We start from the raw sequence: 15,695 nt of genomic DNA, 5'->3' as shown, positions 1-15,695 counted from the left end.
ATGGCAGGCCATCTAACCTTTGAATTTGAATCGGAGGTAAGAGACATGACACAAAGCCAAAAAATCACAGTTACTAACGGTGCTCTTAACGTACCAAACAACCCAATCGTTCCTTATATTGAGGGAGACGGAATCGGTCCTGATATCTGGGCTGCAGCATCCCGCGTTTTAGACGCAGCAGTTGAAAAAGCTTACAATGGCGAAAAGAAAATCGAATGGAAAGAAGTTTTAGCTGGACAAAAAGCATTTGACCAAACGGGCGAATGGCTTCCGCAAGAAACTCTTGATGTCATTAACGAATATCTAATCGCTATTAAAGGACCTCTTACAACTCCAATCGGCGGCGGTATCCGTTCATTGAACGTTGCATTGCGTCAAGTTTTGGACTTATTCGTATGTCTTCGTCCAGTACGTTACTTTGAAGGTGTACCTTCACCAGTTAAACGTCCAGAAGACACTGACATGGTCATCTTCCGTGAAAACACTGAAGACATCTATGCTGGTATCGAATATGCAAAAGGTTCTGACGAAGCTAAGAAATTAATCGAATTCCTGCAAAATGAATTCGGTGTTACAAACATCCGTTTCCCTGAAACTTCAGGTATCGGAATCAAACCGATTTCAGAAGAAGGAACAAAACGTCTTGTTCGCTCTGCACTTAACTATGCGATCAAAGAAGGCCGTAAGTCATTAACGCTTGTTCATAAAGGTAACATCATGAAATTCACGGAAGGTGCATTCAAAACTTGGGGTTATGAAGTTGCAGAACAAGAATTCGCCGATAAAGTGTTCACATGGAACCAATATGACAAAATTAAAGATGCTGAAGGCACTGAAGCTGCTAACAAAGCACAATCTGCTGCTGAAGCTGAAGGCAAAATCATCGTTAAGGATTCCATTGCTGATATCTTCTTACAACAAATCCTGACTCGTCCTAAAGAGTTTGATGTTGTTGCAACAATGAACTTGAACGGAGATTACATTTCTGATGCATTAGCTGCACAAGTTGGCGGAATCGGTATCGCTCCTGGAGCAAACATCAACTACGAAACTGGACATGCCATTTTCGAAGCAACTCACGGAACGGCTCCTAAATATGCTGGTCTTGATAAAGTTAACCCATCTTCAGTTCTTCTTTCAGGCGTTCTTTTACTTGAGCACCTTGGCTGGAACGAAGCTGCAAACAGCATCACGAAATCAGTGGAACAAACAATCGCTTCTAAAGTTGTTACATACGACTTTGCCCGCCTAATGGAAGGTGCAACAGAAGTTAAATGTTCTGAGTTCGCAGACGAGCTTATCAAAAACCTTAAATAATTCATCATATGCTTTCTGGAAAAGTGCCTGAATGGGCTGCTTTTCCAGGAGGCTTATATATATTTCATGAGAATGTTAAAAGTATTCCAAAAGTATTTATATATTTTAAGGAGGAAATAACATGTCTAAACGTAAAAAAATCACAGTGGTAGGTGCTGGATTCACTGGCGCTACAGCTGCATTCCTTGCAGCGCAAAAAGAACTTGGGGATATCGTTTTGGTTGATATTCCGCAAGCTGAAAACCCTACAAAAGGTAAAGCCCTTGATATGGCGGAAGCAGGACCTGTTCTAGGTTTCGATGCTAATATCATCGGTACATCCGACTATGCAGAAACTGCTGATTCCGACGTAGTGATCATCACTGCCGGAATTGCCCGTAAGCCCGGCATGAGCCGTGACGACTTAGTTCAAACTAACCAAAAAGTCATGAAATCAGTAACAAAAGAAGTAGTTAAATATTCCCCTAATACAACAATCATCGTTTTGACTAACCCTGTAGATGCAATGACTTACACTGTATATAAAGAATCTGGTTTCCCTAAAGAACGCGTTATCGGACAATCAGGTGTACTTGATACAGCTCGTTTCCGCACTTTCGTAGCTCAAGAATTAAACTTATCCGTTAAAGATGTAACTGGTTTCGTTCTTGGCGGACACGGAGACGATATGGTCCCTCTAGTGCGTTACTCTTATGCAGGCGGAATTCCTTTGGAAACATTGATCCCTAAAGATCGTTTAGAAGCAATAGTGGCTCGTACCCGCACTGGCGGCGGAGAAATCGTAAACCTTCTTGGAAACGGGAGCGCATATTATGCACCAGCTGCATCTCTAGTGGAAATGGCCGAAGCAATACTTAAAGACCAACGTCGCGTTCTTCCATCCATCGCTTATCTTGAAGGAGAATACGGCTTTGAAGGTATTTACCTTGGAGTGCCGACTGTACTTGGTGCAAACGGTATTGAACAAATCATCGAACTTGATTTGACTGAAGATGAAAAGGCTGCACTTTCAAAATCAGTCGAATCAGTTAAAGCCGTTATGCAAGTCCTTCAATAAGAGATCATGAATAGACTGCCCGGATTGAAAGAAAAGGCAAAGGCCTTTTTCCGACTCCGGGCAGTTTTTTAATCCGCTTCAAAAGAATCCTGGAACTTATAATCTCAATGCTGAAGATAGGAATAACTATATTTCCGTTTTTTTTATGTGTAATTTTCATATAATATTCTTTATAATGGAATTGGATGAGTAGACCAAGGAATTGGTCTTTTGGGTAATACATAATTCAGGAGGATCTAATGTCAAAGAAAATTCTCGTAGTGGATGATGAGCAATCAATAGTTACCTTACTTCAGTACAATTTAGAACAATCAGGCTATACGGTTATCACAGCTTTGGATGGAGAACAAGGGCTGGAGGCTGCCGTGGATATACGCCCCGATTTAGTGGTATTGGATTTGATGCTGCCTAAAATGGACGGGCTTGAAGTATGTAAGCAGCTTCGCCAGCAAAAAATCAATATACCGATCTTGATGCTGACAGCTAAGGACGATGAATTTGACAAGGTGCTGGGACTGGAACTAGGGGCGGATGATTACTTGACCAAGCCATTTAGTCCCAGGGAGGTAGTGGCGCGGATTAAAGCCATTTTAAGAAGATCCCAGTTGCAATCGAACGGAAGTGAGTCAAGTCAGGATCAGGAAGATGGTCTCTTGAAATTAGGGGAATTGAAAGTGTTCCCGGAACGATACGAAGCATTCTTTGATGAACAGCAATTAGAATTGACTCCAAAGGAATTTGAATTACTTTTATACTTGGCGAAGAATAAAGGAAGAGTGCTGACCAGGGATCAACTGCTCAGTGCGGTATGGAATTATGATTTCGCGGGAGACTCACGGATCGTCGATGTCCATATTAGCCATCTTCGTGAAAAAATAGAGAAAGATACAAAAAAACCTCTCTATATTAAAACGATAAGGGGCTTGGGGTATAAGCTTGAGGAGCCTAAAAAAGAATGACGACCTATCGTAAAAAGCTCTTATATACCCTCATCACATTGGTGATGGTCGTCCTGATGGCCGTGGGCTTTTTATTAGGACACTTGTTCAAAAGTTATTATATTAAAACGTTCAATGAGCGTATACAGAACGAAACATTTTTCATTTCTACATATATTCAGGAGCATGGCGGAATCGAGTCCTTTTTGGAAAAAGGGAAGACGGCAAAATTGACACCCCTTTTAGATTCGAATTTAACCATTCTCTCCACGAGTGGAGAAATATTATACGATTCCACATCATCCAATGAAATACTTAAAAGCCATGCCAATGTCCTTCGCAAAATAACTTTGGAAAAAGGGCTTAAGCATGGGGAAGGGTATGAAGTGGTCGAAGGGGAATCGGACCTCCATTATTATTGGAAGACGGTTGAAAAGGACGGCGAGATTGAAGGCTTTGTCGTCCATAGCAATGAAATAGAGGCCATCCATCAAGTGAATAAACAAATGTGGCAAATATTGATCATTTGTTTAGGGGTTGCCTTGATCATCATTCTCATGCTTGCGAGCAAAATCACTTCATATTATACCCGTCCGATCGAAGAGGCGACGATGGCAGCCATTGAACTGGCAAAAGGGAATTACGGAACCCGGACATTCGGGCGGCATTCCGATGAAACGGGAATGCTGACAACTTCCTTGAACATATTGGCGAGGAACCTTCAGGAAACAGAGGTAGCGAGGGAAATGAATCAGGATCGTTTGGAAGCACTTGTTGAAAATATCGGTAGTGGAGTCTTGCTGATAGACAGTAAAGGGTATACGACCTTAATCAACCGGGAATTCAAGAAAAGCTTCCATGTGAACGCCGCTACGTTTTTGTTTCAGGAATATTATTCGGTCATTAAAGATCAGGAAGTGATAGCCATCATCGAAGAGATCTTTCGAACGGAAAAAACGATAAAACGACAGGTGAAGATACCGCTTTCCATAGAACGTAAGCATTTTGAGATTTACGGGGCGCCCATTATCGGGAATCATGATGAATGGAAGGGGATTCTCCTCATTTTCCATGATATCACCGAATTGAAAAGGCTCGAGCAGATGCGGAAGGATTTCGTCGCTAATGTGTCCCATGAATTGAGGACTCCGATCACTTCCATTAAAGGTTTTTCTGAAACATTGTTAGATGGCGCACTAAAAGACGAAAAGACCCTAAAGCACTTTTTATCGATTATCCTGAAAGAAAGTGACCGGCTGCAAGAACTCATTCAGGAGCTTCTGAATTTATCCAAAATGGAGCAACAGGAATTCGTTTTAAACGCAGGGGTCGTGGATATTACGAAAGTACTTGGCGAAATACAAGAGATGCTTATAGGCAAGCTGAAGGAAAAAGAAGTATCCCTTGAAATTAAAACATCACCGGAACCAGTATTCATTGAAGGGGAATCTGATAGGATCAAACAGGTTTTCATCAATTTGATTACGAACGCATTGACCTATACACCAAATGGCGGCAGGGTCACCGTTGATATCATAGAAAATGAACAGACGGTCGATATTGCAGTTCAAGACAGCGGGATCGGCATCGAAGAAAAAGAACTGCCAAGGATCTTTGAACGGTTTTACCGGATTGATAAGGCGAGGAGCCGCGATTCAGGAGGAACGGGCATTGGACTGGCAATCGTCAAGCATATAATTGAAGTCCATAAAGGTAAAATCAACGTCGAAAGCACACCTGGAACAGGGACGACTTTTACAGTCACTTTAAATAAAAGCTTAAAAGGGAAAATGTAGCGGGTTTCTTATTTACAAGTCCTTTACAATTCCTTAAAACGAACTTCATAATGCAGGGGTACAATGGTTGTACAACCCCTCATCCAAGGAGTTAAACATTGACAGAGACATAGTCTCTGTTTGATTTTTTTTGTATAAGTTCAATCTGAATTTTAAAGCAAAGATGATTGGAACAGGTGAGCGAAACTCCTGTAGGAATAGACCGTCCAAGGAGACCCCGCAAGCGCAAAGGGCGGACCGCCCGCGGAAAGCGAGTGCCCAACGTTCCAATTGTACAAACCCTTAAAAAACTTTAGACAGAGACATAGTCTCTGTCTTTTAATTTTGGCTATATTCCCCGGGAACCATTCCTCTATCCTATTTTTCCAGGAAAATATTTGATTTTCATGAAACTTTAGGCCCTTTCTTGCGTAAATAAGATATAACTGCAAAGAAGGGGTGATACATATCGTTAGCTTAAAAAGGATATATACGATCACAGGACTTGTCTTTCTTATTTTAATTTTAGGTGTAGTTGCGATATCGACCTGGTACACGGTTGATGAATCCGATCAAGCTGTCATAATGACGTTTGGTAAAGTGGAGGAGACGATAACGGAACCAGGACTTCACTTTAAACTGCCTTGGCCCATTCAATCGGTCGAGAAATTATCTAAAGAAACATTCAGTCTTAAATTTGGATATAAGGAAGAGGATGGAGAGGTGACGAATTACCCGAGTGAAACCAAAATGATTACGGGTGATGAAAATATTGTGCTGGCCGACCTAGTGGTTCAGTGGAAAATCACCGATCCTCCAAAATATCTATACAATGCAGATGACCCAGAAAAAATATTATACGATACGACTTCAGCTGCATTACGGAGCATTATCGGCAGCACGAAAATCGATGATGCCCTTACATCTGGAAAAGCGCAAATCGAAGCGGATGTACGCGATTTATTGTCACAGCTAATGGAGAAATATGATGTCGGGATTTCCATATCTGCGGTTAAACTCCAGGACGTGGAGTTACCGAATGAAGAAGTGCGGAAAGCATTTACCAATGTAACGGATGCCCGGGAAACGGCGAATACGAAAATCAACGAAGCGGATAAATATGAAAATAAGCGTATGAATGAAGCGGAAGGGGAAAAAGATGCCCTCATTTCTCAGGCTAATGGGGATAAAGCTGCCCGTACGGAAGCTGCCCGCGGGGATGTAGCGGTCTTTGAAAAATTACTCAGTGAGTATAAGGGCAATAAGGGGATTACGAAGGACCGCCTTATTATTGAGACCCTTGAGGAAGTATTGCCGAATGCTGAGATTTATATTATGAATGATGATGGAAACACAATGAAGTACTTGCCGCTTCGCTCGCTTGAAAAGGAGGAAACGAAAAAAACTCCTGCCCCTGATGAAGCCGCTATACCTGAAGAAGAAACGAAAAAAGGGAATGCATCGGAAGAAAAAGCGACAGGGGAAGGGGGCGCTAAACAATGAGCGGAAAAATAATAGATTTCTCTGAACTCAAAAAAGGGAATTTTCATTGGAGGGGCTATGTGAGATTCGGCATTTTCCTGATTATTATCATCGCGCTGCTGCTAATCATCTTCACCAATGTATATATCGTCAAAGAGGGAGAATATAAAGTCGTCCGGCAATTCGGTGAGGTGGTAAGGATCGATAAGACCCCGGGATTGAAAGCGAAGGTGCCATTCATTCAGAGTGTCGTGACCTTGCCGAAGTATCAGATGAGTTCTGATGTTTCAGAAGCGGAAATCAATACGAAAGATAAAAAGCGGATGCTGATCGACAACTATGCCGTTTGGAGAATAGAAGATCCGAAGAAATTGATTACAAATGCAAGGACACTTGAGAATGCCGAAACGAAAATGGGAGAGTTCATCTATTCGGCAGTTCGTTCGGAGCTGGGCCAGCTGAATTATGATGAGATCATCAATGATGAGAAGTCATCCAGGGGAAGTTTAAACGACCGCATAACCGAAAAAGTCAACGATATGCTGCAAAAGGACAGTTATGGCATCAGTCTGACGGATGTCAGGATAAAGCGGACTGACCTGCCTGCCGAAAACGAAGCGTCCGTCTTCAAGAGGATGATTTCCGAGCGGGAATCGAAAGCGCAAGAATACCTATCAAAAGGTGATGCGAAGAAAAACCGTATCATTGCGGATACTGATCGGAAAGTGAAAGAATTGCTCTCTACTGCAGAGGCTGATGCAGAAGTGATCAGGGCTGAAGGAGAAGGGGAAGCAGCGAAAATCTATAATAAGTCGTTTTCCAAAGACCCCGAATTCTATAAACTATACCGGACTCTTGAATCCTACAAAAAAACGATCGGAGATCAAACGGTCATCGTTCTTCCTTCGGATTCCCCTTATGCCAGCTTGTTAATGGGAAATACTAAATAACCTTGATGCCGTCATTTTTCTTTCCGCTTCTACTCATGGTAGAATAGAGAAAGAAAATGAACGGCTTTTTGCGTTTTTATATAGAAGCTATAACTACATAAACCTGTATGACTGGAGGAAGACGGATTTGGATAAAAAGCTAGTACTAATAGATGGAAACAGCATTGCATACCGTGCGTTTTTTGCGCTTCCGCTCTTGAATAATGATAAGGGGGTCCATACGAATTCCGTGTACGGATTCACCATGATGCTCAACCGCATTCTTGAAGAAGAAAAGCCAACGCACATACTTGTGGCATTCGATGCGGGTAAAACGACATTCAGACATGCATCATTTAAAGAATATAAGGGAGGGCGCCAAAAAACGCCGCCAGAATTATCGGAGCAATTCCCTTTCATTCGCGAGCTGCTTGATTGTTTTCAAATAAAAAGGTATGAACTGGAGAACTACGAAGCCGATGATATTATTGGTACGCTTTCTTTGCAAGCGGAAAAAGATGGTTTTGAAGTGAAGGTCATTTCCGGTGATAAGGATTTAACGCAATTATCCTCCCCTAGTACGACGGTTTCCATCACGAAAAAGGGGATTACTGAAATTGAGGAATACACTCCAAAGCATATACATGAAAAATACGGTCTTTCCCCTTTGCAAATCATTGATTTAAAAGGGCTGATGGGAGATGCCTCCGACAATATTCCCGGTATTCCGGGTGTTGGTGAAAAGACTGCCCTTAAATTATTGCATCAATTTGAAACAGTTGAAAACCTTTTGCAGTCGATTGATGAGGTAAGCGGACAGAAATTGAAAGAGAAAATAGAAGAACATAAAGACCTGGCCCTATTAAGCAAAGAGCTGGCTACAATAACGAGGGAAGCGCCGCTTGAAGTTTCCGTAAACGAGACCGAGTATACCGGCATGGATCAGGATCGAGTCATCTCATTCTATAAAGAGCTTGGCTTTTCGACTTTGCTCGATAAATTGGATGTAACGGAAAGTGCACCGCTTGAACAGGAGAAGATTGAGGTTCACTCGGCTGAAATGACAGAAGGAATGTTTGCCGATGAAAGTGCTTTGTATGTTGAAATTTTAGAAGATAATTATCATCGTGCCGATATAATAGGGATCGCCATCAGTAATGAACAAGGTCATTTTTACTTCCATGGAGATGATGCTCTGAGTTTCGGGGCCTTCAAATCCTGGGCAGAGGATGAAACAAAAAAGAAAACGGTTTTCGATGCAAAGCGTACGGTTGTGGCACTTCGCCATCGAGGAGTCGAAATAAAAGGCATCGATTTTGATGTATTTTTGGCATCCTATATCCTGGATCCGGCAGAGTCAGTGGACGAAGTGGCAGAAATCACGAAAACTCAAGGTGCTATCCGCCTTGAAACGGATGACGTTTTTTATGGAAAAGGTGCAAAACGCAAAATACCTGAGGAAGCGGAATTGAGGGAGCATATCGCCAGAAAAGCGAAGGCGATTCTGTCCCTGAAAGAACCGATGATTGATAAGCTGCAAGAGTTCGAGCAATTTCACCTATTTACGGAACTGGAGCTGCCACTGTCGATCATCCTGGCCAATATGGAATGGCAGGGAATCAAGGTGGATATAGGCCGACTGAAAAACATGGGACAGGAAATAGCCATTCGCTTAAGAAACATCGAAGCGCGAATTTTTGATTTGGCTGGAGAGGCGTTCAATATCAATTCACCTAAACAGCTTGGGGCCATCCTGTTTGAAAAGTTGGAGCTTCCTGTCATGAAGAAAACCAAAACAGGTTATTCGACGTCAGCCGATGTGCTGGAAAAACTGGAGAGCAAGCATGATATCGTTAAGGAAATACTATTGTATCGCCAGCTTGGTAAGTTGCAATCCACTTATATTGAAGGGTTGCTTAAGGTGGTCAATGGCAAAACGGACAAGGTGCACACCCGGTTCAACCAAGCATTGACCCAGACCGGCCGGTTAAGCTCAACAGATCCCAATCTGCAGAATATCCCGATCAGATTGGAAGAAGGAAGGAAAATCAGGCAGGCCTTCATCCCTTCCGAAAAGGATTGGATCATTTTTGCTGCCGACTACTCCCAGATAGAGTTGCGCGTTCTGGCGCATATCGCCAATGATAGCGGATTGGTGGAAGCATTCCAGGCCGGGATGGACATCCATACAAAGACAGCCATGGATGTGTTCCATGTATCGGCAGAGGAAGTCACTTCGAACATGAGGCGCCATGCCAAAGCGGTCAACTTCGGAATCGTTTATGGTATAAGTGATTACGGGCTATCGCAAAGTCTTGGCATCACGAGAAAAGAAGCTGGAGAGTTCATCGAGAAGTATTTAAGAAGCTTTCCTGGTGTTCAGGAATATATGGAAGAAAGCATACATGAGGCCCGTCAAAAAGGGTATAGCACGACTCTGATGCAAAGAAGGCGCTATATACCTGAGATAACAAGCAGGAATTTCAACATAAGGAGCTTTGCCGAACGGACAGCAATGAACACGCCGATTCAGGGCAGCGCCGCGGATATCATCAAGCTTGCCATGATAAACATGAATAAGCGCCTGAAAAGTGAAGGGCTTAAAACGAGAATGCTTCTTCAGGTGCATGATGAATTGATTTTTGAAACCCCTCCTGAGGAACTGGAAATCCTTAAAGTGATCGTTCCGGAGGAAATGGAAAATGCCATTGAATTGAACGTGCCCCTTAAAGTGGATTATGCTTTCGGGCCAACATGGTTTGATGCCAAATAATAAAAGATAGGTGATTGCAATGCCAGAACTTCCAGAAGTGGAAACAGTCAGAAGAACGTTAGAGCAGCTCGTACTCGGAAAAGAGATCAAGGAAGTGTCCGTCTTCTGGCCAAAGATCATTAAAGCGCCTGAACCTGTCGAACAGTTTCAGGATGCTTTAAGGGGACAGACGATAAGGGCAATAGGACGTCGGGGCAAGTTCCTCATTTTCACCTTGGATGATTATTCGATGGTTTCGCATTTAAGAATGGAGGGGAAATACGGCGTGCATCCAAAAGAAGAGCCGTATGATAAGCATACCCATGTGATCTTCACTTTCACTGATGGCAGTGAACTTCGGTACAGGGATGTCCGGAAATTCGGAACGATGCATTTATTTGCCAAAGGGGAAGAACTTGATCGGCTGCCCCTTTTGCATTTAGGGCCGGAACCTTTGTCTGAAGATTTTACTGTCGAGGGGCTAAGTAGAAAGCTGGCAAGAACCAACAGGAAAATAAAGCCCGTTCTCCTTGATCAAACGGTAGTCGTTGGGATTGGGAATATATATGTGGACGAGTCGTTATTCCGCTCCCATATTCATCCGGAGAGAATCGCTTCTTCACTCTCATTGCAGGAAATCAAGACGTTGCATCGAGAAATCATTGCGACTTTAGGGGAAGCTGTGGAAAAAGGCGGAAGTACGATTCGTTCATACATTAATTCCCAAGGGCAAATCGGCATGTTTCAGTTGGAACTGAATGTTTATGGACGAAAAGGCGAGAACTGCAAAACATGCGGCACGCCCCTTGAGAAACTGGTCGTTGCAGGACGCGGTACACATATTTGCCCGTCATGCCAGCCGCTAAAATAGCTAATGTTTTTTCAAACACATCGGATGGGCTCCTTCCATATACTAGGGTAGCAACGAGTAGGGAAGGAGTAATATTCCGATGTGGCTACAAATTATTTTTCTCGCTTTTGCAGTTAGTATTGACGGATTTGGCGTAGGTTTGACATTCGGTATGCGGAAGATGAAAATCCCCTTAAGGTCAATAGCGGTCATCTCATTTTGTTCTGCATTGAGTTTAGGCATAGCGATGGTCATCGGACAATTCATCAGTCAGCTCATATCTATCGGGGCGGCTGAAAAAACGGGCGGCATCATCCTCATTTTTCTTGGTGGCTGGATGGTATACCAGTATTTTAAGCCTGAAAAAGATTTGAAAGATGATAGATATCATGAAAAGATCATCTTTAATTTTGAAATTAAATCACTTGGAGTAGTCATTAATATTTTACAAAAACCATTGAATGCCGATTTTGATAAATCAGGTACGATTACAGGTGTCGAAGCGCTTGTTCTCGGTTTTGCACTTTCGCTGGATGCGTTCGGGGCCGGAGTAGGAGCGGCTATGATCGGGATTTCGCCGATCATCCTCGCAGGGTGCATCGCTGTTATGAGTTCGATTTTCATTTGGAGCGGAATTCAAAGCGGGAAATTGCTTTCAAATAATAAAGTTGTCCAGCATTTGACCTTTCTTCCAGGTGTACTATTGATTATCATCGGTTTATTCAAGTTATGATAAGTTTAAAAGGGGGAGCTTATGGGACAAATCATCGGAATCACCGGAGGCATTGCCAGTGGGAAAAGCACCGTCAGCCTCTATTTACAGGAACTCGGATTCACGATTGTCGATGCAGATCTGGCTTCCCGTGCTGTCGTTGAGCCAGGTGAAGAAGCCTATCACCAAGTTGTGAAGGCATTTGGTGAAGATATCTTATTGACGGATGGGAATATAGATCGCGTAAAGCTCGGGTCGATCATATTTAATGATCAAGAAAAGAGATTGCTATTGAATAGCATCGTGCATCCTGCCGTCAGGAATTGGATGCGGCTGAAAACGGAAGCGGCACTATCATCGGGAGAAGAAACGGTGTTCATGGATATTCCGCTCCTATTCGAAAGCAAGCTGACATTCATGGTGGATAAGACGCTTTTGATCTATGTGGATGAGCAAGTTCAATTGCAGCGATTAATGAACAGGAATGGTCTTTCGGAGAAGGAGGCACTTGCCAGGATCAATTCGCAAATGCCCTTGGCCGATAAAAAGGCTTTAGCGGATGCCGTCATCGATAATAATGGTGACATTAATGAAACGAAGCGGCAAGTGAAGTCCATACTTAGCGAATGGTATGTCATATAATCAACACAAAAAGAAGAAACCGCCCGGTTTCTTCTTTTTGTGTTGAAAAAATAAGAACAATCCGCATTTTTATTAGCACAATTCCTTTGAATTATGTTATACTAATTACATGTGAAAGGTAATAAGTATAACACTAATATTTCTGGAGGGTCCGAACAATGAATTCAAGAATAGCGATTAACGGATTTGGGAGAATTGGAAGAATGGTTTTCCGAAAAGCCATATTAGATGAGAGTTTGGACATTGTTGCCATTAATGCAAGCTATCCAGCTGAAACTTTAGCACACTTACTAAAATATGATACGATACATGGTAAATTCGACGGTATCATTATAGCTGAAGATGATTCACTAGTAGTGAATGGCCGCCGAGTAAAACTAATAAATAACCGCGATCCAAAGCTATTGCCTTGGAAAGAGATGAACATAGATATTGTAATTGAAGCCACTGGCAAATTCAATGATCGTTCTAAAGCGGCTCTTCATTTAGACGCAGGAGCAAAAAGAGTTATATTATCAGCCCCGGGTAAAAATGAAGACGTTACCATTGTGATGGGAGTAAATCAGGAAGTGCTGGACATTGACAAGCATTTCGTCATATCCAATGCATCTTGTACAACGAACTGCCTTGGACCGGTTGCAAAAGTGCTTGATGAAAAATTCGGGATAAACAACGGTTTAATGACAACGATACATTCTTATACAAATGATCAAAATAATATCGATAACCCGCACAAAGACTTGAGACGTGCCCGTGCCGCTGCGGAAAGCATGATTCCCACGACTACAGGAGCTGCAAAAGCCATCTCACTGGTGTTGCCGCAATTAAAAGGCAAGCTTCATGGAATGGCGATACGCGTACCGACACCTAACGTATCTTTAGTCGATCTTGTTGTGGATTTAAACCGTGATGTCACGATTGATGAAGTGAACCAAGCATTCATCGATGCTTCAGAAAATGAACTCAAAGGAATCATGGAATTCACGATGGAACCTTTAGTTTCCAGTGATTTCAAAACGAATCCACACTCTGCAATCATCGATGGTTTGACGACGATGATGATCGGGGACAGGAAAGTGAAAGTCCTTGCATGGTATGATAATGAGTGGGGTTACTCCAATCGGGTAGTGGACCTAGTGAAATTGGTTGGCTCCGAGTTGAAAAAAACTTCCGAAGTCGAATTATCAGTAAAATAAAATGAAAAAAACGAGCCTGCTAAAATTTTTTAGCGGGCTATTTTTGATTTTTTATTGGATTTGAAGCAGTTATAGAGAATAGTGACCTAACGCATACCATACTTTTCTTTTGCATCTGCGGCAACTGCTTCTGGTTATTCAACTTTCTCAATCACTCGTTCAACCAGAGGCTCTAATATGGCTAACATGTGTATTTTCAGGTGAAATATCGTCCCCAACACAAATCCATTGCGGTCTGATACCGCATGAAACGAACAGGCGAACTTGTTTTGTTCGTTCTTTTTCACATAGTAGCCACTCTCAGGGTCAGTTGAACTGTCTTTAACCGCCTTGGTTTTTTACCTTAAATAGACTGTAGGCAAAACGAGTTTCTATCTTAATGTAAAACAAAGTTGTTTGGAGCGGGTGTTCGAGACTCCTGCGGGAAAAGCGTATTAAGGGAGACCCCGCAGGCGCAATCGCGCCGAGTAGGCTCCCGGACCGCCCGCGGAAAGCGAATGCCTTACGTTCCAATCAACGTCCAAATTTTAAAATCCTAAAAAAATGTAGACAAACTCAATTATTATCGAGATGGTCCACAGTTTAAGCCCACTAAAATTTTTTTAGCGGACTATTTTTAATACAGTGATCATTCAATTCCTTGCTGCTTTAAGGCGCTGAATAAACCAGAAAACAGAATTTGCTCCAATCGCAATATCCCTATTACATATAAAGTTTATCTTTCCAAAAATTCAATTTGGAGTTGCAAAAAAAATTCAAACCATATATACTATGAATCGTGAACTTCTTCAATAGCGGTTTGCATGATGGCTACTTAAAGGGTTAGGACCTCTTTGGACTAACTTTCCCCCGTGGTAGTTATCAGAACTTATTTTTAAATCATGGTAAGGGGGAAGCTTAATATGGAAACAGCTTACACTATGGAAACTATGGGTAGACACGTCATTTCTGAACTTTGGGGTTGTGACTTTGAAAAACTGAACAATATCGATTTAATTGAAAAGATTTTTGTTGATGCTGCTTTGAAATCAGGTGCAGAGGTACGAGAAGTTGCCTTTCACAAATTTGCTCCACAAGGAGTAAGCGGGGTTGTCATCATTTCTGAATCACACTTAACGATTCACAGTTTTCCAGAACACGGCTATGCGAGCATTGATGTCTATACATGCGGTAACTTGGATCCGAATATTGCGGCAGATTATATTGCAGAAGCTTTGAATGCGCAAACACGTGAAAACATAGAATTACCACGTGGATTAGGTCCTGTACAAATGAAAAAAGCCAATATAAGTGCCCTATAAAAAACACGTATACACAGAGATGCCATGGGTGCATCTCTTTTTTAATGCAATCAATCGGCAGTCTGCTTCCCTTTATAGGGGAGGATGCCCTTGCAGCATAAAGACTTTGACAAAGGTGCTTCAACGGCAGAACAAAAAGTGCCTTCTGCCGGGAGTTACACTTTTTACTTGTACTGGCCGTTCCATTTAATATAAGATTAAGATAGAGAAGTAATTCCTTGGGGAACATTTAGATAGGGGAGTCCTACATAAAATACGGAGCTGATAATGATGAAATGCCCATCATGTCAATATAACGGAACAAGAGTGCTCGATTCCAGGCCAGTCGATGAAAGTAAATCGATTCGACGACGCCGTGAATGTGAGGCATGTGGTTTTCGATTCACGACATTTGAAAAGGTGGAGGAAACACCGCTTATTGTAGTGAAAAAGGGCGGGACGCGGGAAGAGTTCAGTCGTGATAAAATCCTGCGTGGCTTAATCAGGGCTTGCGAAAAACGTCCGGTTCCCTTGAAAGAACTAGAGCAAATTACCAGTTATGTAGAAAAAGAACTACGCAACCAGGGCATATCGGAAGTGAAAAGCGACAGTGTCGGCGAGATGGTGATGGACAAGCTGGCAGAAGTCGATGAGGTTGCCTATGTAAGGTTCGCATCCGTCTATCGACAATTTAAAGACATCAATGTCTTTATCGATGAATTGAAAGATTTGATAAATAAAGAAAGAAAGTAGAGCTGAAGATTC

At 42.4% G+C, this 15,695-nt stretch carries 13 protein-coding genes; all 13 read left to right on the top strand.

Annotated features, from left to right (window positions below; all coding sequences use genetic code 11):
• Positions 1–1,317: an NADP-dependent isocitrate dehydrogenase gene (gene icd / locus ACIQZD_RS03770; protein ID WP_402899889.1), complete on the top strand. Its 1,317-nt coding sequence runs from the start codon at positions 1–3 to the stop codon at positions 1,315–1,317.
• Positions 1,318–1,438: 121 nt separating this feature from the next.
• Positions 1,439–2,374 carry a malate dehydrogenase gene (gene mdh / locus ACIQZD_RS03765; RefSeq protein ID WP_402898339.1) on the top strand — a complete coding sequence of 312 codons (936 nt, stop codon included), beginning with the start codon at positions 1,439–1,441 and terminating at the stop codon, positions 2,372–2,374.
• Between the two features lie 239 nt (positions 2,375–2,613).
• Positions 2,614–3,333: a response regulator transcription factor gene (locus ACIQZD_RS03760; protein WP_101222903.1), complete on the top strand. Its 720-nt coding sequence runs from the start codon at positions 2,614–2,616 to the stop codon at positions 3,331–3,333.
• Positions 3,330–5,108, top strand: a complete 1,779-nt coding sequence (gene pnpS, locus ACIQZD_RS03755; RefSeq protein WP_402898334.1) for a two-component system histidine kinase PnpS — start codon at positions 3,330–3,332, stop codon at positions 5,106–5,108. Before ACIQZD_RS03760 ends, pnpS begins: the two co-directional genes overlap by 4 nt.
• A 447-nt stretch (positions 5,109–5,555) precedes the next feature.
• Complete coding sequence (gene hflK / locus ACIQZD_RS03750; protein WP_402899886.1) at positions 5,556–6,590, top strand: FtsH protease activity modulator HflK; 1,035 nt, start codon at positions 5,556–5,558, stop codon at positions 6,588–6,590.
• The gene (gene hflC / locus ACIQZD_RS03745) at positions 6,587–7,519 is read left to right on the top strand and encodes a protease modulator HflC (RefSeq protein WP_402898331.1); all 933 of its coding nucleotides are present in this window, start codon (positions 6,587–6,589) and stop codon (positions 7,517–7,519) included. The genes hflK and hflC overlap by 4 nt, the downstream gene beginning before the upstream one ends.
• Positions 7,520–7,646: 127 nt before the next feature.
• The gene (polA, locus tag ACIQZD_RS03740) at positions 7,647–10,271 is read left to right on the top strand and encodes a DNA polymerase I (protein ID WP_402898328.1); all 2,625 of its coding nucleotides are present in this window, start codon (positions 7,647–7,649) and stop codon (positions 10,269–10,271) included.
• Positions 10,272–10,290: 19 nt separating this feature from the next.
• Entirely contained in the window at positions 10,291–11,121 is an 831-nt protein-coding gene (mutM, locus tag ACIQZD_RS03735) for a DNA-formamidopyrimidine glycosylase (protein ID WP_402898325.1), read from the top strand.
• Positions 11,122–11,200: 79 nt separating this feature from the next.
• The gene (gene ytaF, locus ACIQZD_RS03730) at positions 11,201–11,833 is read left to right on the top strand and encodes a sporulation membrane protein YtaF (protein WP_402898322.1); all 633 of its coding nucleotides are present in this window, start codon (positions 11,201–11,203) and stop codon (positions 11,831–11,833) included.
• Between the two features lie 21 nt (positions 11,834–11,854).
• Entirely contained in the window at positions 11,855–12,454 is a 600-nt protein-coding gene (gene coaE / locus ACIQZD_RS03725) for a dephospho-CoA kinase (protein WP_402898319.1), read from the top strand.
• A gap of 158 nt (positions 12,455–12,612) precedes the next feature.
• The gene (locus ACIQZD_RS03720; RefSeq protein ID WP_402898316.1) at positions 12,613–13,650 is read left to right on the top strand and encodes a glyceraldehyde-3-phosphate dehydrogenase; all 1,038 of its coding nucleotides are present in this window, start codon (positions 12,613–12,615) and stop codon (positions 13,648–13,650) included.
• Between the two features lie 920 nt (positions 13,651–14,570).
• Positions 14,571–14,951 (top strand): adenosylmethionine decarboxylase, encoded by a 381-nt coding sequence (gene speD / locus ACIQZD_RS03715; RefSeq protein WP_034311443.1) that lies wholly within the window; start codon positions 14,571–14,573, stop codon positions 14,949–14,951.
• 270 nt (positions 14,952–15,221) lie between these two features.
• A complete protein-coding gene (gene nrdR, locus ACIQZD_RS03710) occupies positions 15,222–15,683 on the top strand; it encodes a transcriptional regulator NrdR (protein ID WP_034309080.1) in 462 nt (153 codons plus the stop codon).
• The last annotated feature ends 12 nt before the right edge of the window (positions 15,684–15,695 follow it).

This window comes from Peribacillus sp. NPDC096447 (assembly GCF_044762725.1).
Classification (GTDB): domain Bacteria; phylum Bacillota; class Bacilli; order Bacillales; family DSM-1321; genus Peribacillus.
The sequence above is the reverse complement of the archived record's forward strand: the minus strand, read 5'-3'. Positions and strand labels throughout refer to the sequence as shown.